Here is a 20,663-nt window from a genome sequence, read left to right on the forward strand (position 1 = left end):
CGAAAGACTTCGTCGCCAGCAGCGCCGCCGCCCTCGTTCAGTGAGTGGGCTTATAGAACTAACCCATTAGAACAGTCAACACACCCAACCAAAGTTTTTTGACATTTTTGTAACAGGTTGAAAATGAAGGGCTTTTATCGCCTGCCTCCAAAAACGAGCAAATCCACCACCCGATCGGATGGTTTTTGAGATTCGTTTTTGCCGAATCCTCAAGGATAGGCTTCGGCGAGGGAGATGAGGCTTATATGGGGTGCCTGACGCGGAATTCCAGGGTGCTTGCCTATGCCACGCCTCACTCGCTAGTTTGGCGAGGAAGAAAGATCCGACGGAGTGAAGAATGCTTGTCCTCGATGAAGAACAGACGCGCGCGGCCTTGCCCTGGCCGGAACTGATCGAGGCGATCGCCCGCATGTTCCAGAGCGAATGCGTAATGCCAGTGCGTCATCACCATGAGATGGAGGTGCCGGATGAGGAGAGCGCCACGTTGCTCTTGATGCCGGCCTGGGTTCCCGGACGCTATGCCGGGGTAAAGACGGTCTCGGTCTTTCCAGGCAATGTGCTGCGGGGCCTGCCGGCGATCTTCGGAACCTATCTTCTTTCTTCCGGCGCTACCGGGGAAATGCTTGCCGCGATCGACGGCGGCGAGTTGACGGCGCGGCGGACGGCGGCAGCATCGGCGCTGGCGGCCCGACATCTCGCCCGCCCCGACGCGGAAGAGTTGCTCGTCTGCGGAACCGGGCGGCTGTCGCTCAACCTGATGTTTGCCCACGGCACGACCCGGCCGATCAGGAGGTACCGGGTCTGGGGCCGCAACGGCCAAGCGGCGGAAAAGATCGCAGCCGAAGCCCGGGCGCTCGGACTGAATGCCGAGGCGGTCGCGGATGCTGAAGCCGCAGCGCGGACAGCCGATATCATTTCCTGCGCCACGCTTTCCAGCGCACCGCTGATATCAGGCGAATGGCTGAAGCCCGGCGCCCATCTCGATCTCGTCGGCGCTTTCAAGCCGAGCATGCGCGAAAGCGACGACGAGGCCATCCGCCGTGCCTCCGTTTATGTCGACACCCGCGCCGGCGCCATCGCCGAGGCAGGCGACATCGTCCAGCCGCTGAAAAGCGGCGTGCTGAAGGAAGGCGACATCAGGGCTGAGCTTAAGGAACTCGTCAGCGGCGCCCATGGCGGACGAAGCCATGACGCAGAAATCACGCTGTTCAAGTCGGTCGGTGCGGCGTTGGAGGATCTCGCCGGCGCCATCCTTGCCTATGAGACAGTGACGGGCCAAAAGTGACAATCAGTGCATCCTTGCCGGAGCTTCCGGTTTCACATGTTCTGCCGGCCGTCGCTGCCGCGCTGGAAAAGCAAAAACGCGCCGTTCTTTCCGCCCCGCCCGGCGCCGGCAAGACGACGCTGGTACCGCTTTACCTGCTCGACAAGACCTGGCGCGGAGACGGCAAGATCATCCTGCTGGAGCCACGGCGGCTGGCGGCGCGGGCAGCGGCAAGCCGGATGGCATCGCTCATCGGCGAACAGGTCGGCGGGACGGTCGGCTACCGCATGCGCCTCGACAACAGGATTTCGGCAGCGACACGGATCGAGGTGGTGACCGAAGGGGTTTTCGCCCGGATGATCCTCGACGATCCGGAACTGAACGGTGTCTCGGTCGTGATCTTCGACGAGTTCCACGAGCGTTCGCTGGATGCAGACTTCGGACTCGCTCTGGCGCTCGACGTCCAGTCGGCGCTGCGCGAGGATCTGCGCATCCTGGTGATGTCGGCGACCCTCGATGTCGAACGCGTGGCCGGCTTGCTCGACCATCCACCTGTGATCGAAAGCCTGGGGCGCAGCTTTCCGATCGATATCCGTTACCAGGATCGGCCGGGCGGCGAGCGTATCGAGGATGCGGTGACGCGGGCGATACTCGATGCCCATGCCAACGAGGCCGGCTCGATCCTCGCCTTCCTACCCGGCCAGGCGGAAATCACCCGGACCGTCGAACGCCTGCAGGGACGATTCGGAGCCGAAACGCTGATTGCGCCCCTTTACGGCAATCTCAGCCAGAAGGAGCAGGATGCGGCGATCCGACCGGCATCCCAGGGGACACGCAAGATCGTGCTTGCGACATCGATCGCCGAAACATCGATCACCATCGACGGCGTCAGGATCGTGATCGACAGCGGGCTGCAGCGCCTACCGGTGTTCGAGGCGTCGACCGGGATCACGCGGCTGGAGACGGTGCGCGTGTCGCGGGCTTCCGCCGATCAGCGTGCCGGTCGTGCCGGACGAACGGAGCCGGGCATCGCCGTCAGGCTGTGGCACCAGGGACAAACGGCGGCACTGCCGGCCTTCACCCCGCCGCAGATCCTTTCCAGCGATCTCTCAGGGCTGGTGCTCGACCTCGCACATTGGGGCGTTCAAGATCCGGCATCGCTTGCCTTCGTCGATCAGCCACCGGAAACGACGCTGAGGGAAGCGCGTGTGCTGCTTGGCCAGCTTGGCGCACTCGACAAGGACGGAGCGCTGACAGCGCGCGGCAAGGTGATGCGCGATCTCGCTTTGCCGCCGCGGCTTGCCGCCATGGTCGTCTCGGCGGGAGAAGCGGGACACGCCCGGGATGCGGCGATGATCGCCGTGCTTCTCACCGAACAGGGGCTTGGCGGAACGAGTGTCGATATCGAGGAGCGGCTGCGACGCTTCAAGGCCGAGCGGGGCGAGAGAGCGGAGGCTTCAAGGCGGCTGGCGGGACGCCTGGCGAGCGGCCTCGACAGGGTTTCCTCAGCGGCGCCGGCGCTTGCAGGTCAGCTGCTTTTGCATGCGTTCCCGGATCGAATCGCGCTTCAGCGCGGCGGGCGCGGCCGGTTCGTGATGGCGAACGGGCGCGGAGCAGAGCTGCCGGAAACCGAGAGGCTGGCCGGCAGCCAGATGCTGGTGATTGCCGACCTGACCGGACGGGCGGCGCGGGCGCGGGTTCTGGCGGCAGCCGAGGTGACACGGGGCGACATCGAAGCCGAGTTGCCTGGTGAGATCAAAACCGGCGACCAGATATTCTTCGACCGCCAGAGCCGGCAAATCCGGGCGCGGCGGGCAACCCGGCTCGGCGCGATCGTCTTCGAAGAGACGCCCTTGCCGCGCCCTTCCGGGGCAGCAGTCACCCAGGCGCTGGTGGAAGGGGTGCGCGAGCTGGGCCTCGATCAGCTTGCCTTCTCCAAGGAGGCCGTGCAACTGCGCGAGCGGATCGGATTCTTGCATAGGACGATCGGCGAGCCTTGGCCCGATGTCAGCGATGATGCCCTGCTTTCCCGGCTGGAAGACTGGTTCGCACCCTTTCAGACGGAGGCCCGCGGCCTTTCGGAGATTTCCGCAACCGGGCTTTCGAACGGACTGATGTCGCTGGTACCGCACGACTTGCAGCGCGACCTTAGCAGGCTTGCGCCGACCCATTTCGAAGCGCCGACCGGCCAAAGGCATCCGATCCAATATGAGGGCGAGGAACCGGTTCTGACGATCCGCGTGCAGGAGCTGTTTGGACTGAAGCAGCATCCGGCCATTGCCGGCGGCCGCCTGCCGCTGCTGCTCGAGCTGACCTCGCCGGCGCACCGGCCGATTCAGACGACACGCGACCTGCCGGGCTTCTGGGCCGGCTCTTGGAAGGATGTACGTGCCGACATGCGCGGGCGCTATCCCCGGCATCCCTGGCCGGAGCGGCCGGAGGATGCGTTGCCGACGACACGAGCAAAACCGCGTGGTACATGAGGGCCATCAAGGAGCCCCCGGCATGATCGAGAAGCCTAGCATAATCGACAAGACGGAAGGCTATACGCTGGAGGACCGGCACAACAGCCGCAGGCTGCGCCTGCAGACACTGGTGCGGCTGCGCTGGCTTGCCGTCGGCGGACAGGCGCTGACGGTTTTCATCGTTGCCTTCTGGCTGAAATTTCCCTTACCGCTGGTTGCCAGTTCTTCGCTGATCGCCGCCCTTGCCTGGGTGAATTTCTACCTGACGATCCGTTATCCGCCGACGCATCGGCTGGAACCGCCTGCTGCCTTTGCGCTGCTCGGCTTCGACCTTTTGCAGCTCTGCGCGCTGCTCTTCATCACCGGCGGCCTTGCCAATCCCTTCGCAGCGCTCGTCTGTGTGCCGGTCATCATCTCCTTTGCCTCGCAGCCGATTCGCTACAGCACCGCGCTGATCGGCGTTGCGATGGTCTGCATCACGGTGCTTGCCTTTTCGCCCTTTCCGCTGCCCTGGTTCGACGGGGTCGAGATCAACGTGCACAACGTCATGCAGTTCGGTGTCTGGTGCTCGATCGCCTCGACCATGGCATTCGCTGCTTTCTATGCCTATCGGGTCTCGATGGAAGCGAGCCAGCTTGCCGATGCGCTGGCTGCAACCGAACTGGTGCTGCAGCGGGAAAAGCATCTGTCGCAGCTCGACGGGCTGGCGGCGGCGGCCGCCCATGAGCTCGGCACGCCGCTTGCGACGATCAGCGTCGTCGCCAAGGAAATGGAGCGGGAGCTTAAGAATGACGATCGTTTCCGCGAGGACGTCATGCTGCTGCGCAGCCAGAGCGAACGCTGCCGCGACATCCTGCGGCGGCTGACGACGCTTTCCTCCGAAGGCGAGGCGCACATGCGCCGGCTGCCGCTTTCGTCGATGATCGAGGAGATCGTCGCGCCGCACCGGGAATTCGGCATTGGATTAGAGCTCATCGAAAAGAGCCCGCGCAAGGGCGAGCCGGTCACCGACCGCAATGCCGGCATCATGTACGGGCTCGGCAATCTGATCGAAAATGCCGTCGATTATGCGCGAGAGAAAGTGACCGTTACCGTCGAGCACGATCACGACAAAGTGCTTATCGTTATCGAGGACGACGGGAACGGTTATGCGCCCGATATTCTGACGCGGATCGGCGAGCCCTATGTAACGAAGCGGCAGAAAGAGGATACGGCGGGTGGCCTTGGGCTCGGGCTTTTCATCGCCAAGACGCTGCTGGAGCGCTCCGGCGCATCGCTGATTTTCGAGAACCGCGATCCGGAAAGTGCGGGCGCGCGTATCCGGATCGAATGGCCGCGCATGCTGATCGACGCAAATTCGACAAAATGACTTTGTCGGCATAAACAGGATATAAGCGGTTGACGCAGATCGGGCGTTCAACCGTCGGGACCGAGACGATGACAGAACAGAATCATGACAATTTCGCCGCGTCGGATGAGGACCATATCGGTCCCGACGCCAGCCTGCTGATCGTCGACGACGACGGGCCGTTTCTGCGCCGCCTGGCACGGGCGATGGAGACACGCGGCTTCCAGGTGGAGACGGCCGAATCAGTGGCGGAGGGCGTTGCGAAATCGAAAGGCCGGCCGCCGAAATATGCGGTGGTCGACCTTCGGCTCGGCGACGGCAATGGGCTCGATGTCATCGAGGCGATCCGCCAGCGGCGTGACGACACGCGGATCATCGTTTTGACCGGTTATGGCAATATCGCAACGGCAGTGACTGCCGTGAAGCTTGGCGCCGTCGACTATCTGGCAAAGCCTGCGGATGCCGACGACGTTTTCGCGGCGCTGACGCAGCGGCCGGGCGAAAAGGCGGAGCTTCCCGAAAATCCGATGTCGGCCGATCGGGTGCGCTGGGAGCACATCCAGCGGGTCTATGAAATGTGCGAGCGCAATGTTTCCGAAACGGCGCGCCGGCTCAACATGCACCGCCGCACGCTGCAGCGTATCCTTGCCAAACGCGCGCCGAAATAGACGCGCACGTCGCGTCCATTAAACATCATCCACAGTGAACGGTTTTCCGTTCGCCCATTCTGCCATCATCAGCCTTTGCGCGGCGGCACGCGAGAAGTTGAGCGTGACGGATTTGCGCGTGGCCGGCGCCATGCGGTGTTCCGGCGCCTCGCGAATCATATGGGCGCCATAACCATCCGACAGGAACAGTCCGCATTCCTCGGGAAAGATCTCCAACGGCACATCCTGGTGAGTCGCGAAGAACAGGCGGTCGCAATGCAACCTGTATTCCGGCCATTTGCGATCCACCCTGAAATCTTCGATCGACGTCTTGATTTCGATGATCCAGACCTCGCCCTTTTCCGAAAGAGTGACCAGATCGGCGCGGCGGCCGCTGGCCAGCGGCAGTTCGGGCAGCACGGCGTGGCGCATTTCATGCAGCAAAATCTGCGTTCCGCGCCGCACCATCATGGCCCTGTCCGATTGCCGGCCATCGATTAACGGATTGTTATTGTAAACGCTCAAAATCGTCATGGATAACCATCAGAGGGGCTGGCGTGTTGTTGCAAAAAAACCATGCGCTTCTAATTTGCGCGGCAGACGAATTTGTCGCGCTGCAGTAGCCTTGCAAAGCGCAAGTTAATCGAAAATAAACCATAATCAACGATGGTCGAAAGACCGTTCTCCTTGCCCCAAAACTTCAAGAGTCATCCATGCGCATCCGCAATGCATTCCCTGTATTTGGCCTGCTGGCGACGCTCGCCCTGGCCGGTTGCTCGACGACCTCAGACAGCGCATCCGTCGACGACAAGGGCGCAGGCCCGACGGTCCAGACGGCACAGATCTTCAATGACGCCTACGGCCTGACGAAGGATGCCGGATACTCCCTGCCGGCGATCCCGATCGACAGGGTCAAGCCGCAATTCCGCCGTCAGGTGGTCAGCTACCAGACCACAGAGCGTCCCGGAACGATCATCGTCAACACGCGTGAGCGCTTCCTCTACTACATCCTGGCCAACGGCAAGGCGATGCGCTACGGCATCGGCGTCGGCAAGCAGGGCTTCGCATGGGCCGGCACCGCCTACGTCGCCTGGAAGCAGGAATGGCCGAACTGGCACCCGCCGAAGGAAATGGCCGTCCGCCGGCCTGATCTCGCCAAGTACGTCGAGGACGGCATGGGTCCAGGTCTCAGCAATCCGCTCGGCGCGCGCGCCATGTATCTCTTCAACGAGGACGGCAAGGACACGCTCTTCCGCCTGCACGGCACGCCGGAATGGGCTTCGATCGGCACCGCCGCATCCTCGGGCTGCATTCGCCTGATGAACCAGGACGTCATCGATCTCTACAGCCGCGTCCGCCCCGGCAAGGGCACGTCCAAGGTCGTCGTCATTCAGTAAGCTAATTATCGAATTCGGTATAAAAAAGGCCGCCGGAACTGTCGTTCCGGCGGCCTTTTCGTATTCTCCGTCAGGCAGTCTGCCTCGTCTTGAGCTCGAGGCGGCGGCGGTGAAGCACCGGCTCGGTGTAACCGTTCGGCTGTTCCCTACCCTTGAGAACGAGATCGAGGGCAGCCCGGAAGGCGATCGAATCGCCAAAATTGCCGGCCATCGGCCGGTAGGCGGGGTCCGACGCATTCTGCTGGTCGACGACGGCGGCCATGCGCTTCATCGTCTCGACGATCTGAGCTTCGGTGACAACCTTGTGATGCAGCCAGTTCGCCATGTGCTGGGCCGAAATGCGCAGCGTCGCGCGATCTTCCATCAAGCCGACATTGTTGATGTCGGGCACCTTCGAGCAGCCGACGCCCTGATCGACCCAGCGCACGACATAGCCGAGGATGCCTTGGGCGTTGTTGTCGAGCTCGCGCTGGATTTCCTCCGGTGTCCAATTCGGCCGCACCGCGACCGGCACGGAGAGAATATCGGAGAGTTTGGCGCGGGCGCGATCTTTCAGCCCCTGCTGAACACGGGCGACATTGACCCGGTGATAATGGGTTGCATGCAGGGTTGCGGCCGTCGGCGACGGTACCCAGGCGGTGTTGGCGCCGGCCTTCGGGTGGGCGATCTTCTGTTCGAGCATTGCCGCCATCAGATCCGGCATCGCCCACATGCCCTTGCCGATCTGGGCGTGGCCGGAAAGGCCGCATTCGAGGCCGACGTCGACGTTCCAGTTCTCATAGGCGGAAATCCAGGCCGCCTGGCGCATGTCGCCCTTGCGAATCATCGGGCCGGCTTCCATCGAGGTGTGGATCTCGTCGCCGGTGCGATCAAGGAAGCCGGTATTGATGAAGACGACGCGGTCGCGGGCGGCACGGATGCATTCCTTGAGGTTGACGGTCGTGCGGCGCTCCTCATCCATGATGCCCATCTTAATGGTGTTCCGCGGTAGGCCAAGCGCATCTTCGACCCGCGAGAAGATCTCGACGGCGAAGGCCACCTCTTCCGGCCCATGCATCTTCGGCTTGACCACATACATGGAGCCGGTGCGGGAATTCTTCCGCCGGCCGGAGGGGCCGATATCGTAAAGCGCGATCAGGCCGGTGATCGCAGCATCCATGATGCCTTCAGGCACCTCGTTGCCGTCGCGGTCGAGGATCGCCGGGTTGGTCATGAGGTGGCCGACATTGCGCACCAGCATCAGCGAGCGGCGATGCACCTCGAAGGCGGTACCGTCCGGGCCAGCATATTGCAGATCCGGGTTGAGCCTGCGGGTGAAGCTCGTTCCGCCTTTTGCCACCTCTTCCTGCAGGTCGCCCTTCATAAGGCCGAGCCAGTTGCGATAAACGACGACCTTGTCCTCGGCATCGACGGCGGCAATCGAATCCTCGCAGTCCATGATTGTCGTAATTGCCGATTCCAACCAGACATCGGAAATATGAGCCGGATCGGCTTTCCCGATCGTCGTCGCCGCATCGATAACGATTTCGATGTGAATGCCGTTGTTCTTCAGGAGAATATGCGTGGGAGCGGCGGCATCGCCGCGATAGCCGGCAAAATGCTTGCCGTCCGTCAGCATGGCCTGCTCGCCATCGATCGATCTGACGACCAGCGCTCCATCCTTGACGGCGAAGCGTCCGACGTCCTTCCAGCGGCAGTCCTGCAGCGGCACTGATGTCTCGAGGAAATCGCGCACCCAGGCGATGACCTTCTCGCCGCGCTTCGGATTGTAGCTCTTGCCTTTTTCGGCGCCGTCGCTCTCGGGAATGGCGTCCGTACCGTAGAGCGCATCATAGAGCGAACCCCAGCGGGCATTGGCGGCGTTCAAAGCGTAACGGGCATTCATGACGGGAACGACGAGCTGCGGACCAGCGATCGAGGCGATCTCCGGATCGACATTGTCGGTCGAAACCTGGAAGTCGGACCCCTCAGGCAGGAGATAACCAATTTCGCGGAGGAAGGACTGGTATTCGTCCATATCCGCCGGCGCGCCATGCCGACGATACCAGTCGTCGATCTTTACCTGCAGCTCGTCGCGTTTTGCCAGCAGCGCACGATTTTTCGGAGCGAGATCGTGGACGACCGCCGAAAAATCGGCAAAGAACTTGTCCGCATCGACCGCCAGACCCGGCAGCACCTCCTCGACGAGGAAATCATGAAGGACGGTTTCGATGGCAAGACCGTTCTTATCAACGCGGCTCATGCGACATTCTCCCTGGCAACGACTTTTGAATGCTGCCACTTTGCTCGGCTTTCATTCACAGTCAATTCTGCAATAATTCGAAAGATTTATGCCTTCGTGGAAATTATGCGCGGCGTCACGCGCATCGGCAGCCCGTTCTGCGGCTGCGTCGTCAGCTTCTGCACCGGCCAGGGATTGGTCTGATCGGTGGAATCGAAACGATAACGATGCATCAGGACAGCAAGGGCGATCACCGCCTCCTGAAGCGCAAAGGTTGCGCCGATGCAGACACGCGGGCCGGCGCCGAAAGGCAGGAACTGGAAGCGGCCGATAGAGCCGCGATTTTCCGGCAGGAAGCGTTCGGGCATATAGGCACGCGGCCTGTCCCAGTGAAGTTCGTGGCGATGCAACGTCCAGGGCATGATCAGCACCGTGACGCCGGCTTCGATCGCGACCCGCTCGCCCTTCGGGCTTGTCCAAGAATCATCTGATATGGCAGCGCGATTGATCGATGGCGCCGGCGGATAGAGGCGCAAAGCCTCCTCGAAGGCGGCGCGCGTCTGCGGCATCATATCCAGCCATTCCACAGGTTTGGCCCCAGTGGCGAGCACCGCGTCGATTTCTTCTTCCATCGCTTCGCGGATATGCGGGCTGTTCGATACGCAATACAGCGTCCAGGCCAATGCCCGGGCTGTGGTTTCATGCCCCGCGCCGATGAATGTCAGGATATTGTCTTCGATTTCCTCCTTGGTCAGCCCCTCGGGGCCAGCCTGCTCCAAGAGCAGGGTCAGGAAATCTTCAGGCGCGCTGCTGCGATTCGCCTTCATCTTTGCGAGCCGCATATCCATGGTGTTGCGCACGATGGCGCGGAATTTCTCCAGCACTTTCTGACCGCCGATGCGTGTCACACGTGGAACCCAGGAGGGAGCGCGCATCAGATCCATCGGATCGACGCGGCCCATGCGATGCAGAAGTTCATTGACGTCGTCGGCGAAATGGCCGCTCGAGGTGACGATTTCGCCGGAGAATAATGTGTCGGCGAGAATCGCGAAGGTCAGCTCGGTCATGTCGGTGCTGATATCGAAAATTGCGCCTGCCTCGCCTGCGCTCTCATATTTGCAGACATAGTCTTCGGACTGGCGCAGCATCTGCCCGGCGAAGCCTTGGGCATGGCGCGGCGTGAAAACAGGCGCCACCGCCTTGCGCGATCTCTTCCAGACAGGACCTTCGGCGGTTAGAAGGCCGTCGCGGAGGATTGGACGCAGCACGAGCTGGCGCACATCCGACATGCGGTAATTATTGGCATTGTCGACCAGCACGTGCTTGATCAGGCCGGGATCATTGACGATCAGCGTCCTCTGGCCGAAGAAATTGGTGCGGATCCAGGGCAGCGTGTAGGACGGCTCGCCCCAAAGTTCGAGCGGATTGCGCAGGATGATGCGAATGATTTCCAGCCGGCTCGGCGGCACGGTACGCGGCAGCGGTGCTGGCGGGACGAAGGGGTCCGGACGCATGTCCATCGTAAAAGCCTTTCGGGGAAGATCTACGCCTTCCCGGCAAGCTTGAAGCTAGAGCAGGCCCTTGAGTTCGTCCAGCTTGTCGTTGATCAGCCAGCCGTAATAATTCTCTTCCGGCCAGACCGTCGCCCCGGCACCGCGGTTCTTCGCAGCAAGTGCCGCGGCGCGCTGGCGCGAATTGCCGACATTATAAAGCGTCGCCGTCAGGCCGGGATTGCCCGAGATATCCATGCCGGCAATCTCCTTGTAATCGTCGATCGACCTGCGGATCGAGGCCGCGACGAAGGCGAGCGAGATATCGGGATCCATGATGGCCCTGTAGACGGCGCCGGCATTCTTCTCGTTCAGCTTCGGATAGCCGGACACGCGGGTCACGAGATCGGAGAGCATCAGCGCCGTCAGCGGATTGACCTGGCCGAGGCCGAAGGTCTGGCCGGCATAGAAGGGCTGGAAGAAGACCGCGCTGAAACGGTTGTTGGGGAAGCTCGTACCACCCACCGTCTTGCCGCGGAAGTCGGTTTCCCAGACATCTTCGCGGCAGGACCAGAGCGTATAGGAATCGCTCTTGCCCTTGCATTCGGAAAATTGCGGCCGCGCCACAAATTCGTCGACGCTTTCGCCATCATAGGAGAAGCGGAAGCTTTCTCCGGCATAGGAGGCTGCCTTGACATAGTAGGCCTGCAGCCGGTCGTAGGCATCGACATTATAGGTGTGTTCGCCGACGATCGCGCCGACGACATGGATGGGATTGATGCCGTAAGCGCTGGAAATCTTGCGGATCTTGCTCATCAGCTCGCGATCGGTCGCCAGAAGCTCATGAACCTTTTCGTATTTCAGATCGAAACTGCTCTTGGTGCCCTTGGTGCGCCTGATGGAAGCGCCCGGAATATCCGGCTGCTCAGCGTGACGATTGCCGGCCGGCACCGTCTGCATGGCAAAGGCAGGCGCCGAATTCACCAGGGCAACGGCAATCAAAAGGCTTGTCAAAAGGCGTCGCACGATCCGCTATCCCGTCCGTTCCATCGTCCTGTTTGCGATGCGGCTGACTGGACCAGAATCTTGGCCGAATAAAGCCGGAGCGGAAAACAACACGGGCCTTCACTAAAAAGTAAAAGGCCCGCTGTCGAGAGTCGAGTTCGTCACAACCCGGTATCCACATCGGTAAAGACATGGACCGGTGCGCCGATATCACAGAATGAAGCGCGAGAGATCGGTATTCTGTGCGAGATCGCCGACATGTTCGCGCACATAAGCGGCATCGATCGTCACGGCCGTCCCGCCCCGATCCGGCGCGTTGTAGGAAATATCGTCCAGCACCCGCTCCATCACCGTCTGCAGACGGCGTGCGCCGATATTCTCGACGGAGGAGTTCAGATGCACGGCGACATCGGCAAGCGCGTCGATTGCGTCGTCGGTGAATTCGAGGCTCAGGCTTTCCGTCTCCATCAGCGCGCGGTACTGGCGGATGAGGCTTGCTTCCGTCTCGGTAAGGATCCGGCGGAAATCATCCTTGTTCAGCGGACGCAATTCGACACGGATCGGCAGGCGACCCTGCAATTCCGGCAGAAGATCCGAAGGCTTGGAGACATGGAAGGCGCCGGAGGCGATGAACAGAATATGGTCGGTCTTGACCGGCCCGTATTTGGTCGAAACCGTCGTGCCTTCGACGAGCGGCAAGAGGTCGCGCTGCACGCCTTCGCGCGAAACGCCAGCGCCCATGCCGCCGTCGCGGGCTGCAATCTTGTCGATTTCGTCAAGGAAGACGATGCCGTCATTCTCGGTGGAGCGAACGGCTTCACGCTGGATCACTTCGTTGTCGATCAGCTTGTCGGATTCGTCGCGGATCAGGTCACTATAAGAGGCCTTGACTGTGGTGCGAACCTTCTTGGTGCGGCCGCCCATCGCCTTGCCGAACATTTCCGACAGGTTCAGCACACCGATATTGGCACCCGGCATGCCGGGAATTTCGAAGCCACCCATGCCGGAACCAGCATCGGCAACCTCGATATCGATTTCCTTGTCGTCGAGTTCGCCGTCCCGGAGCTTCTTGCGGAAGTTTTCGCGCGTGGCAGGCGATGCCGTTGTGCCGACCAGCGCATCGAGAACACGCTCCTCGGCGCTCACATGCGCCTTGGCCTGCACTTCGGCCCGCTTCTTCTCGCGCACCAGGCCGATGCCGACCTCGACCAGATCGCGGATGATCTGCTCGACATCGCGGCCGACATAGCCGACTTCGGTGAACTTTGTGGCTTCCACCTTGATGAAAGGTGCGCCGGCGAGCTTTGCCAGGCGGCGGGAGATTTCCGTCTTGCCGACGCCGGTCGGGCCGATCATCAGGATGTTCTTCGGCATGACTTCGTCGCGCAGGCTCGGATCGAGCTGCTGGCGGCGCCAGCGGTTGCGCAGCGCAATCGCAACCGCGCGCTTGGCGTCATGCTGGCCGATGATATAGCGATCGAGCTCGGAAACGATCTCGCGGGGGGAAAAAGTGGTCATTGAGTATCATTCTCCTGGCGGTCCAGGGCCATCAACAGTGCCCGGCCGTAATTAGTCGTTGTTTCGCCAAGTCGTTGAAAGCCCGCCTTGGTATAGGCTCTGATTGCGAATGCATTGTCAGGATGCGGATCGACCAGGATCCGCTGCGCGCCCTTTGCGAAGAGCATATTGCAGAACCCTATCATAAAGGCCGGTCCGTGACCCTTGCCTGCCAGTTCCTCGATGCCGATGAACTGGTCGATGCCGTAGGTGCCCTTCGGCTGACCGGCGAGCGCTTCATCGTCCACGCCGTCGAGATCGGCCGCCTGGATAAAGGCGAAGTCCTTTCCATTCAGCGTGACGATGAAGCACGAGACGGAGGCCGCATCGATATGCTTTTCCATCGAAGCCAGCGCCTTGGCCGGATCGCTCCACCAGCGCCTGACATGCCGGCTTTCCAGCCATATGGCGAGGAGCGGCAGGTCAACCGCGGCAAGCGGCCGGAAGGCATAGGGTTCAGCCTTCGGCATCCAGCGATTCCACCACGACATTGTGGTTCGTGTAGACGCAGATGTCGGCGGCGATATCGAGAGCACGGCGAGCGATCTCCTCGGCCGATTTGTCGGTATCCATGAGTGCGAGGGCGGCGGCCAGGGCAAAATTGCCGCCGGAACCGATCGCCGTCGTGCCATGCTCCGGTTCCAGAACGTCGCCATTGCCGGTGATCGCCAGCGTGATCGATTTGTCGGCGACGAGCATCATGGCTTCGAGATTGCGCAGGTACTTGTCGGTGCGCCAGTCCTTGGCGAGCTCGACGGCGGCGCGCATCAGCTGACCGGGATATTGCTCCAGCTTCTTTTCAAGCCTTTCGAGCAGGGTAAAGGCATCGGCGGTGGCGCCAGCAAAACCGGCGATGACTTCGCCCTTGCCGATGCGGCGCACCTTGCGAGCATTGCCCTTCATGACGGTCTGGCCAAGGCTCACCTGGCCATCGCCCGCCATCACTACCTTGCCGCCTTTTCGAACTGTAATGATTGTTGTCATAAAACACCTGTCTGCCGGGCCGCATGCCGGCCCTGTTGAGCCCTATGTAAGTGGACTGGCGCCGATTGCAAATGGGCCGGCTTTTCTCTTGCCCGGCTTCTGGATATTTCCAGATGCGCCTGATAAGGAACGGCCTTATTCCCGATGGAGGGCCATATGGCCGAGACCGCAGCAAGCCGCACGGGCAGCGTTTCCCGCAAGACCAACGAAACCTCGATTTCCGTTTCCGTCAATCTCGACGGCACCGGCAAATCGACGATCTCGACGGGCGTCGGCTTCTTCGACCATATGCTCGACCAGCTTTCGCGACATTCCCTCATCGACATGGAGATCGATGCCAAGGGCGACCTGCATATCGACGACCATCATACGGTCGAAGATACCGGCATCGCCATCGGCCAGGCGATCTCCAAGGCGCTCGGCGACCGGCGCGGGATCACCCGCTACGCGTCGATCGATCTTGCCATGGACGAGACGATGACCAAGGCTGCGGTCGATCTTTCCGGCCGGCCGTTCCTCGTCTGGAATGTCGCCTTCAGCGCGCCGAAGATCGGCACTTTCGACACCGAGCTCGTTCGCGAATTCTTCCATGCACTCGCCCAGAATGCCGGCATCACCTTGCATATTCTCAACCATTATGGCGCCAACAACCACCATATTGCCGAGACATGCTTCAAGGCCGTTGCCCGTGCATTGCGCACGGCAACAGAGATCGATCCGAGACAGGCAGGCCGTGTTCCCTCGACCAAGGGCACGCTCGTCTGAGCCCTTCAAGGGAGCAGCGGCAATGACATCCAGCTATATCTTCCTGACACCGCCCGGCGGCACGAGCGCCACAGCCGATGAGACGCGAACCATCCGTGACGGCTTCACGCTGCTCGGCTTCCTGTTTCCATGGGTTTGGCTGCTGGCGCATCGGCTTTGGCTGCATGCGGCCGCGGCCTTTCTGCTACAGGGGATCGGTGGTGCGCTGATGGACGAACCCGGCCTCGGGCCGGCGGGAGCGGCAATCCTATTGGGCGTGAATATGCTGGTCGGTCTCGAGGGCCAGAATTTCCGTGTCCGCAACCTTGCTGCGAAGGGCTGGAACGAAGACGCACTCATTGCAGCCGATACGATCGGCACTGCTGAGCAGGTCTATTTTTCGGACAGGGCGGCTATTGCAACCAGTGACGACGCCGCGGCACCGGACTGGCAGAACAAGGCCCGTCCGAATGTCCCGCACGGCGATGCAACATCGCTTGGTCTCTTTGGTTTTGATGGAGGACGCTGACGATGCGCGTCGCGATTATCGACTATGGCTCCGGTAACCTGCGCTCGGCGACCAAGGCTTTCGAGCGTGCCGCCCACGAAGCTGGCATCGATGCCCATATCGATCTCACCGACCGAGCGGAGGATGTTGCCGCGGCCGATCGCATCGTGCTTCCCGGTGTCGGCGCCTATGCCGATTGCCGGCGCGGCCTCGATGCCGTGCCTGACATGGCCGAGGTGCTGATCGAGGCTGTCGAGAAGAAGGCGCGGCCGTTCCTCGGCATCTGCGTCGGCATGCAGCTCATGTCCTCGCGCGGCCTCGAGAAGACCGTGACGCACGGTTTCGGCTGGATTCCCGGTAACGTCGTCGAGATGACGCCGGATGATCCGGCACTCAAGATCCCGCAGATCGGCTGGAACACGCTCGACCTGAAGCGCGAACATCCGCTCTTCGAAGGAATTCCGACAGGGTCGGAGGGACTGCACGCCTATTTCGTGCATTCCTACCATCTTGCCGCCGAAAACGCCGAGGATGTTATTGCAACGGCCGACTATGGCGGTCCGATGACCGCTTTCGTCGGGCGCGACAATATGGTCGGAGCACAGTTTCACCCGGAAAAGAGCCAGAAGCTCGGCCTGGCCCTGATCGCCAATTTTCTGCGCTGGAACCCGTAGAGCATTGTTCACGCAATAGGCAAAACCGCATACGCTTTTGCTGGAATTGCTCCAAGGGCTGGCTTTTAATACAGCCGCCTTATTTCCCTTGTATGGAAACGGCGGAACAGGAGTGCGCTCGATGCCGGCTTCACGGAAATCAGGCAAGGTATTCTACACGTTGCGGCCCTCCAGGGAAGGCTTGCCCCCCTTTTCTGATATCAAGCTTCCCGGCGGCACGATCATCCGCCGTGTCGACGAAGCCATCCATAGGAAGGCGCTTTCCAACGCAGCCAAGGCGCTGAAAGAAAGGCTGGACCGATGATCCATGAATCTTTCCCCGCAAACGACGGTTCGAGCCGGCGGCAAAACGGCGTCAGCGCCGGCGATATCGCCGAGGCGGTGCTGGAATTCTATATCGAAGGTGAGGACGATCTGATCGGCCTTCTCGCCTACGCACTCTACGAGCGGCAAAAGCGCGATTTCGTTCTCAGCCATCGCAAGCGAAATGCCGGCCGTTCGCCCGATGAGGCCGAGCTTGCCGCCGTCAACAGCAATTATCTCTCGACCGACCTGCGCAACACGCTGCGCGACCGCGCCTCACAAATCCTTTCGAGTTATGCCGAAAGCTATGTCGAGGCGATGGAGCCGCAGATCCGGCTGACCGCCGTCAACAGCGATGCGTTGCGCCAGGTACGAAACATCGAGAAATCGATCAAGAGGCGCCTGGGCTTCTGGCGTCAGGTCCGGGCCAGCTTTACCGTCACCCTGCTCCTCCTTCTGCTTTTCGGCGCGGCGGCCATTGCCGCTGTCTTTTTCCAATCGGATATCGTAGATGCGTGGAATGCGCTGATGGTACCGACCACTCTACGGACGTAAGACGACATGATCCTTTTTCCCGCGATCGACCTGAAAGGCGGCCAATGCGTCCGCCTGAAGCTCGGCGACATGCAGCAGGCGACAGTCTACAACACCGATCCGGCCGCCCAGGCGAGATCCTTCGAAGATCAGGGTTTCGAATGGCTGCATGTGGTCGATCTCGACGGCGCCTTTGCGGGACATTCGGCCAATGGCGATGCCGTCGAAGCGATCTTGAAGGCAACGGACAATCCCGTGCAGCTCGGCGGCGGCATTCGCACGCTCGATCATATCGAGGCCTGGCTGTCGCGCGGGCTGCGGCGCGTCATTCTCGGCACCGTCGCGGTTAGAAATCCTGATCTGGTCATCGAGGCCTGCCGGAAATTTCCTGATCATGTCGCCGTCGGCATCGATGCCAAGGGCGGCAAGGTGGCCGTCGAGGGTTGGGCGGAAGCCTCCGAACTCGGTATCATCGAGCTCGCCAGGAAATTCGAAGGCGCCGGCGTCGCCGCGATCATCTACACCGATATCGACCGTGACGGCATTCTGGCCGGCATCAACTGGAGTTCGACGTTGGAACTTGCCGACGCCGTTTCCATTCCCGTCATCGCCTCGGGCGGTCTTGCCTCTCTCGACGATATCCGCCGCATGCTGGAGCCCGATGCGCAGAAGCTGGAAGGGGCGATTTCAGGCCGTGCGCTTTATGACGGCCGTATCGATCCCAAGGAAGCGCTGGCGCTGATCAAGGCGGCCCGGGCCAAGGAGACCGCATAAATGACCCTCAAGGCCCGCGTCATTCCCTGCCTCGACGTCAAGGACGGCCGTGTCGTCAAGGGCGTCAACTTCCTCAATCTCGTCGATGCCGGCGATCCCGTCGAAGCCGCGAAGGCCTATGATGCGGCCGGCGCCGACGAACTCTGCTTCCTGGACATCACCGCCTCCTCGGACAATCGCGAGACGATCTTCGATGTCGTGTCGCGTACGGCCGACCAATGTTTCATGCCGCTGACGGTCGGCGGCGGGGTGCGCACCATCGCCGATATCCGCAAGCTGTTGCTGTGCGGTGCCGACAAGGTCTCGATCAATTCGGCAGCCGTCAGCAATCCCGACTTCGTCACCGAGGCAGCCGACAAGTTCGGCGACCAGTGCATCGTCGTCTCGATCGACGCCAAGCGCCGGCGCACGCAGGCAGTCGGCGGCGACAATCTCAGCGCCTGGGAAATCTATACCCATGGCGGCCGCAACGCGACCGGCATCGATGCCGTCGAATTCGCCCAGAAAATGGTGGCGCGCGGCGCCGGTGAGCTGCTGGTCACCTCGATGGACCGCGACGGCACCAAGGTCGGCTACGATCTGGAATTGACGCGGGCCATCGCCGATGCGGTGCGTGTGCCCGTCATCGCGTCCGGCGGCGTCGGCGATCTCGACGATCTCGTCGCCGGGGTGAAGGAAGGCCATGCCAATGCCGTGCTTGCCGCATCGATCTTCCACTTCGGCACCTATTCCGTCAGCGAAGCGAAGCACTATATGTCGAAGTGCGGCATCGACATGCGTCTCGACTGAACCTTGAAAGCAGACCTATGAGCGGATTTTCCCTTTCCGATCTCGAAAGCATCGTCGCAGAACGATCGAAAGCCTCGCCGGAGCAATCCTGGACAGCCAAGCTCGTGGCCGCCGGCCAGCCGAAAGCGGCAAAGAAGCTCGGCGAAGAAGCGATCGAAGCCGTGATGGCGGCGGTGACCGGCGACCGCGACAATCTGACCTATGAGGCCGCCGATGTGCTCTATCACCTATTGGTCGTATTGAAGATTGCTGAAATACCGTTAGAGAATGTCATGGCCGAACTCGAGCGCAGAACCGCGCAGTCCGGCGTCAAGGAAAAGGCCAGCCGGCAGAGTTCATGAGTATCGCGACTGAGATTATCGGGGTGCCGGAAACGTTGGATCATTTCCAGTCGGAATCCTATTCGCCCTACCACTTCTTCTCTTCCGAGCAATGGGCGAAATTCCGCGCCGATACGCCGTTGACGCTGACGAGCGACGAGGTCAAACGGCTGCGTTCGATGGGCGATCCGATCGATCTCGACGAGGTCCGGCGCATCTATCTGTCGCTGTCGCGGCTGCTCTCGGCACATGTCGAATCCTCGCAGATGCTTTTCGAACAGCGCAACCGCTTCCTCAGCCTGTCTGATGTGACGAAGACGCCCTTCGTCATCGGCATTGCCGGCTCGGTCGCTGTGGGAAAATCGACCACCGCCCGTATCCTCAAGGAGCTCCTGGGGCGCTGGCCTTCCAGCCCGAAGGTCGATCTCGTCACCACCGACGGCTTCCTTCATCCGAACGCCGTGCTGCAGCGGGAAAAGCTGATGCAGCGCAAAGGCTTTCCGGAAAGCTACGACACGGCTTCGATCCTGCGTTTCCTCTCGGCGATCAAGGCCGGGCGGCCGGATGTGAAGGCACCCAGCTATTCGCACCTCGTCTACGACGTGCTGCCGGACGAATACAAGCTCGTCGACCGGCCCGATATCCTGATCTTCGAAGGCATCAACGTGCTGCAGTCGCGCGACCTGCCTGCCGGCGGCAGGATCGTGCCGATGGTCTCCGACTTCTTCGACTTCTCGATCTATATCGATGCCGCCGAAGACGAGATCCACAACTGGTATGTCACGCGCTTCATGCGGCTGCGCGAGACCGCCTTCCGCGATCCGAATTCCTATTTCCATCGCTATGCCTCGATCAACGACGCGGAAGCGCTTGATATCGCCGAGGATCTTTGGGCAAACATCAACCTGAAAAACCTGCGGCAGAACATTCTGCCGACGCGCCCACGCGCCGATCTCATCCTGAAAAAGGGTAAGGATCACCTGATCGAACAGGTCGCGCTGCGAAAACTATAGCGACGCCTATATTTTAGGGATTGACGCGGCGAAGCGTCAGATTGATGCGGCCGCCATTCTTCAGCAGCGTCGAAGTCGCCGGATGGATACGATCGACACCGTGGAAACAAAGCCTCCCCTCGCCGCCCAGTACGACCAGATCACCGCTCGAAAGCTTGAAAGATAGCGTAGGATCATTGCGGCTGAGGCCGCCGACGCGAAAGAGGCAGCTGTTGCCGAGCGAGATCGAGACGACCGGGGCTTTGAGATCCTGTTCGTCCTTGTCCTGATGCAAGCCCATGCGCGCTTCGTCGGCGTAGAAATTGACGAGGCAGGCTTCCGGCGGCTTGTCGTAACCCGAAACGTCATTCCAAATATCGAGCAATTGCTGCGGCATTTCGGGCCAGGGTCTGCCGGTTGCAGGGTGTGTCGGCTGGTAGCGATAGCCGCGCTCTTTGTCCGTCACCCAGCCGAGCGGCCCGCAATTGGTCATGCGCACGGACATCGGCTTGCCGGTGCCGGGCATGGCGGGCACATAAAGCGGCGCTTCGGCGACGACGGTGCGGATCACCTCGACCAATGCTTCCTGACGCGACCGGTCGAGATAGCCAGGGAGATGGCGGATGCCGTTCAAGAGCTCCGGCATG

Annotated in this window: 22 protein-coding genes; 14 read left to right on the forward strand and 8 right to left on the reverse strand. The window is 61.2% G+C overall.

Features of this window, described 5'->3' with window-relative positions:
* Window positions 1-337 precede the first annotated feature (337 nt).
* The 4 genes from A6U98_RS08755 to A6U98_RS08770 all read left to right on the forward strand — a co-directional run bounded on the left by A6U98_RS08755 (window position 338) and on the right by A6U98_RS08770 (window position 5,745).
* A complete protein-coding gene (locus A6U98_RS08755) occupies window positions 338-1,285 on the forward strand; it encodes an ornithine cyclodeaminase family protein (protein WP_064649281.1) in 948 nt (315 codons plus the stop codon).
* Window positions 1,282-3,747, forward strand: coding sequence for an ATP-dependent helicase HrpB (gene hrpB / locus A6U98_RS08760; protein ID WP_064649283.1), 2,466 nt, complete (start codon window positions 1,282-1,284; stop codon window positions 3,745-3,747). Before A6U98_RS08755 ends, hrpB begins: the two co-directional genes overlap by 4 nt.
* Window positions 3,748-3,769: 22 nt before the next feature.
* Complete coding sequence (locus A6U98_RS08765) at window positions 3,770-5,098, forward strand: ActS/PrrB/RegB family redox-sensitive histidine kinase (protein ID WP_064649285.1); 1,329 nt, start codon at window positions 3,770-3,772, stop codon at window positions 5,096-5,098.
* A gap of 68 nt (window positions 5,099-5,166) precedes the next feature.
* Window positions 5,167-5,745 (forward strand): ActR/PrrA/RegA family redox response regulator transcription factor, encoded by a 579-nt coding sequence (locus tag A6U98_RS08770; protein ID WP_064649767.1) that lies wholly within the window; start codon window positions 5,167-5,169, stop codon window positions 5,743-5,745.
* Window positions 5,746-5,763: 18 nt separating this feature from the next.
* Here the strand turns inward: A6U98_RS08770 and A6U98_RS08775 are convergent, their stop codons facing one another.
* On the reverse strand, window positions 5,764-6,258 hold the full coding sequence (locus A6U98_RS08775) for an MmcB family DNA repair protein (protein ID WP_064649287.1): 495 nt from the start codon (window positions 6,256-6,258) through the stop codon (window positions 5,764-5,766).
* 179 nt (window positions 6,259-6,437) lie between these two features.
* On the opposite strand from A6U98_RS08775, the gene A6U98_RS08780 reads away from it, so the two are divergent.
* A complete protein-coding gene (locus tag A6U98_RS08780; protein ID WP_011649879.1) occupies window positions 6,438-7,121 on the forward strand; it encodes a L,D-transpeptidase in 684 nt (227 codons plus the stop codon).
* Window positions 7,122-7,191: 70 nt separating this feature from the next.
* Here A6U98_RS08780 and A6U98_RS08785 read toward each other — a convergent pair whose 3' ends face one another.
* The 6 genes from A6U98_RS08785 to hslV all read right to left on the reverse strand — a co-directional run bounded on the left by A6U98_RS08785 (window position 7,192) and on the right by hslV (window position 14,378).
* A complete protein-coding gene (locus A6U98_RS08785; protein ID WP_064649288.1) occupies window positions 7,192-9,363 on the reverse strand; it encodes a malate synthase G in 2,172 nt (723 codons plus the stop codon).
* 86 nt (window positions 9,364-9,449) lie between these two features.
* Complete coding sequence (locus A6U98_RS08790; protein ID WP_064649290.1) at window positions 9,450-10,862, reverse strand: cytochrome P450; 1,413 nt, start codon at window positions 10,860-10,862, stop codon at window positions 9,450-9,452.
* A gap of 48 nt (window positions 10,863-10,910) precedes the next feature.
* Window positions 10,911-11,858 carry a DUF1402 family protein gene (locus A6U98_RS08795; RefSeq protein ID WP_064649292.1) on the reverse strand — a complete coding sequence of 316 codons (948 nt, stop codon included), beginning with the start codon at window positions 11,856-11,858 and terminating at the stop codon, window positions 10,911-10,913.
* Window positions 11,859-12,047: 189 nt separating this feature from the next.
* A complete protein-coding gene (gene hslU / locus A6U98_RS08800) occupies window positions 12,048-13,355 on the reverse strand; it encodes an ATP-dependent protease ATPase subunit HslU (RefSeq protein ID WP_011649875.1) in 1,308 nt (435 codons plus the stop codon).
* Window positions 13,352-13,864 (reverse strand): GNAT family N-acetyltransferase, encoded by a 513-nt coding sequence (locus A6U98_RS08805; RefSeq protein WP_064649294.1) that lies wholly within the window; start codon window positions 13,862-13,864, stop codon window positions 13,352-13,354. The genes hslU and A6U98_RS08805 overlap by 4 nt, the downstream gene beginning before the upstream one ends.
* A complete protein-coding gene (hslV, locus tag A6U98_RS08810) occupies window positions 13,851-14,378 on the reverse strand; it encodes an ATP-dependent protease subunit HslV (RefSeq protein ID WP_012759582.1) in 528 nt (175 codons plus the stop codon). The genes A6U98_RS08805 and hslV overlap by 14 nt, the downstream gene beginning before the upstream one ends.
* 156 nt (window positions 14,379-14,534) lie before the next feature.
* Here hslV and hisB point away from each other — a divergent pair, with 156 nt between their 5' ends.
* From hisB to coaA, 9 genes are all read left to right on the forward strand, one after another.
* Window positions 14,535-15,143, forward strand: coding sequence for an imidazoleglycerol-phosphate dehydratase HisB (gene hisB, locus A6U98_RS08815; protein ID WP_003544176.1), 609 nt, complete (start codon window positions 14,535-14,537; stop codon window positions 15,141-15,143).
* A 22-nt stretch (window positions 15,144-15,165) separates the two neighbouring features.
* Window positions 15,166-15,651 (forward strand): DUF2628 domain-containing protein, encoded by a 486-nt coding sequence (locus tag A6U98_RS08820; protein ID WP_064649296.1) that lies wholly within the window; start codon window positions 15,166-15,168, stop codon window positions 15,649-15,651.
* Window positions 15,652-15,653: 2 nt separating this feature from the next.
* On the forward strand, window positions 15,654-16,304 hold the full coding sequence (gene hisH, locus A6U98_RS08825; RefSeq protein WP_064649298.1) for an imidazole glycerol phosphate synthase subunit HisH: 651 nt from the start codon (window positions 15,654-15,656) through the stop codon (window positions 16,302-16,304).
* A 121-nt stretch (window positions 16,305-16,425) separates the two neighbouring features.
* A complete protein-coding gene (locus tag A6U98_RS08830) occupies window positions 16,426-16,608 on the forward strand; it encodes a hypothetical protein (protein ID WP_029768237.1) in 183 nt (60 codons plus the stop codon).
* Window positions 16,605-17,162, forward strand: coding sequence for a hypothetical protein (locus tag A6U98_RS08835; protein WP_064649301.1), 558 nt, complete (start codon window positions 16,605-16,607; stop codon window positions 17,160-17,162). Before A6U98_RS08830 ends, A6U98_RS08835 begins: the two co-directional genes overlap by 4 nt.
* A 6-nt stretch (window positions 17,163-17,168) precedes the next feature.
* Window positions 17,169-17,915, forward strand: a complete 747-nt coding sequence (hisA, locus tag A6U98_RS08840) for a 1-(5-phosphoribosyl)-5-[(5-phosphoribosylamino)methylideneamino]imidazole-4-carboxamide isomerase (protein ID WP_064649303.1) — start codon at window positions 17,169-17,171, stop codon at window positions 17,913-17,915.
* On the forward strand, window positions 17,916-18,704 hold the full coding sequence (gene hisF, locus A6U98_RS08845) for an imidazole glycerol phosphate synthase subunit HisF (RefSeq protein ID WP_011649867.1): 789 nt from the start codon (window positions 17,916-17,918) through the stop codon (window positions 18,702-18,704). It abuts the gene before it with no gap.
* Between the two features lie 17 nt (window positions 18,705-18,721).
* The gene (locus A6U98_RS08850) at window positions 18,722-19,045 is read left to right on the forward strand and encodes a phosphoribosyl-ATP diphosphatase (RefSeq protein ID WP_064649305.1); all 324 of its coding nucleotides are present in this window, start codon (window positions 18,722-18,724) and stop codon (window positions 19,043-19,045) included.
* Complete coding sequence (coaA, locus tag A6U98_RS08855; protein WP_064649307.1) at window positions 19,042-20,037, forward strand: type I pantothenate kinase; 996 nt, start codon at window positions 19,042-19,044, stop codon at window positions 20,035-20,037. Before A6U98_RS08850 ends, coaA begins: the two co-directional genes overlap by 4 nt.
* Window positions 20,038-20,050: 13 nt before the next feature.
* Here the strand turns inward: coaA and A6U98_RS08860 are convergent, their stop codons facing one another.
* Window positions 20,051-20,662 (reverse strand): alpha-ketoglutarate-dependent dioxygenase AlkB, encoded by a 612-nt coding sequence (locus tag A6U98_RS08860; RefSeq protein WP_064649309.1) that lies wholly within the window; start codon window positions 20,660-20,662, stop codon window positions 20,051-20,053.
* Between the last annotated feature and the right edge of the window lies 1 nt (window position 20,663).

The sequence above is a fragment of the Rhizobium sp. WYCCWR10014 genome (assembly GCF_001657485.1).
GTDB lineage: Bacteria > Pseudomonadota > Alphaproteobacteria > Rhizobiales > Rhizobiaceae > Rhizobium.

Excerpts from the sequence above, each read along its gene's own strand:
- A6U98_RS08790 (WP_064649290.1), bottom strand. The coding sequence starts at position 10,862 with ATGGACATGCGTCCGGACCCCTTCGTCCCGCCAGCACCGCTGCCGCGT.
- A6U98_RS08775 (WP_064649287.1), bottom strand. The coding sequence starts at position 6,258 with ATGACGATTTTGAGCGTTTACAATAACAATCCGTTAATCGATGGCCGG.
- A6U98_RS08805 (WP_064649294.1), bottom strand. The coding sequence starts at position 13,864 with ATGCCGAAGGCTGAACCCTATGCCTTCCGGCCGCTTGCCGCGGTTGAC.
- A6U98_RS08850 (WP_064649305.1), top strand. The coding sequence starts at position 18,722 with ATGAGCGGATTTTCCCTTTCCGATCTCGAAAGCATCGTCGCAGAACGA.
- A6U98_RS08780 (WP_011649879.1), top strand. The coding sequence starts at position 6,438 with ATGCGCATCCGCAATGCATTCCCTGTATTTGGCCTGCTGGCGACGCTC.
- A6U98_RS08830 (WP_029768237.1), top strand. The coding sequence starts at position 16,426 with ATGCCGGCTTCACGGAAATCAGGCAAGGTATTCTACACGTTGCGGCCC.
- A6U98_RS08785 (WP_064649288.1), bottom strand. The coding sequence starts at position 9,363 with ATGAGCCGCGTTGATAAGAACGGTCTTGCCATCGAAACCGTCCTTCAT.
- A6U98_RS08770 (WP_064649767.1), top strand. The coding sequence starts at position 5,167 with ATGACAGAACAGAATCATGACAATTTCGCCGCGTCGGATGAGGACCAT.
- A6U98_RS08765 (WP_064649285.1), top strand. The coding sequence starts at position 3,770 with ATGATCGAGAAGCCTAGCATAATCGACAAGACGGAAGGCTATACGCTG.
- coaA (WP_064649307.1), top strand. The coding sequence starts at position 19,042 with ATGAGTATCGCGACTGAGATTATCGGGGTGCCGGAAACGTTGGATCAT.
- A6U98_RS08820 (WP_064649296.1), top strand. The coding sequence starts at position 15,166 with ATGACATCCAGCTATATCTTCCTGACACCGCCCGGCGGCACGAGCGCC.
- hslV (WP_012759582.1), bottom strand. The coding sequence starts at position 14,378 with ATGACAACAATCATTACAGTTCGAAAAGGCGGCAAGGTAGTGATGGCG.
- hisA (WP_064649303.1), top strand. The coding sequence starts at position 17,169 with ATGATCCTTTTTCCCGCGATCGACCTGAAAGGCGGCCAATGCGTCCGC.
- A6U98_RS08860 (WP_064649309.1), bottom strand. The coding sequence starts at position 20,662 with ATGCCGGAGCTCTTGAACGGCATCCGCCATCTCCCTGGCTATCTCGAC.
- hslU (WP_011649875.1), bottom strand. The coding sequence starts at position 13,355 with ATGACCACTTTTTCCCCCCGCGAGATCGTTTCCGAGCTCGATCGCTAT.
- hisH (WP_064649298.1), top strand. The coding sequence starts at position 15,654 with ATGCGCGTCGCGATTATCGACTATGGCTCCGGTAACCTGCGCTCGGCG.
- A6U98_RS08835 (WP_064649301.1), top strand. The coding sequence starts at position 16,605 with ATGATCCATGAATCTTTCCCCGCAAACGACGGTTCGAGCCGGCGGCAA.
- hisF (WP_011649867.1), top strand. The coding sequence starts at position 17,916 with ATGACCCTCAAGGCCCGCGTCATTCCCTGCCTCGACGTCAAGGACGGC.
- hisB (WP_003544176.1), top strand. The coding sequence starts at position 14,535 with ATGGCCGAGACCGCAGCAAGCCGCACGGGCAGCGTTTCCCGCAAGACC.
- A6U98_RS08755 (WP_064649281.1), top strand. The coding sequence starts at position 338 with ATGCTTGTCCTCGATGAAGAACAGACGCGCGCGGCCTTGCCCTGGCCG.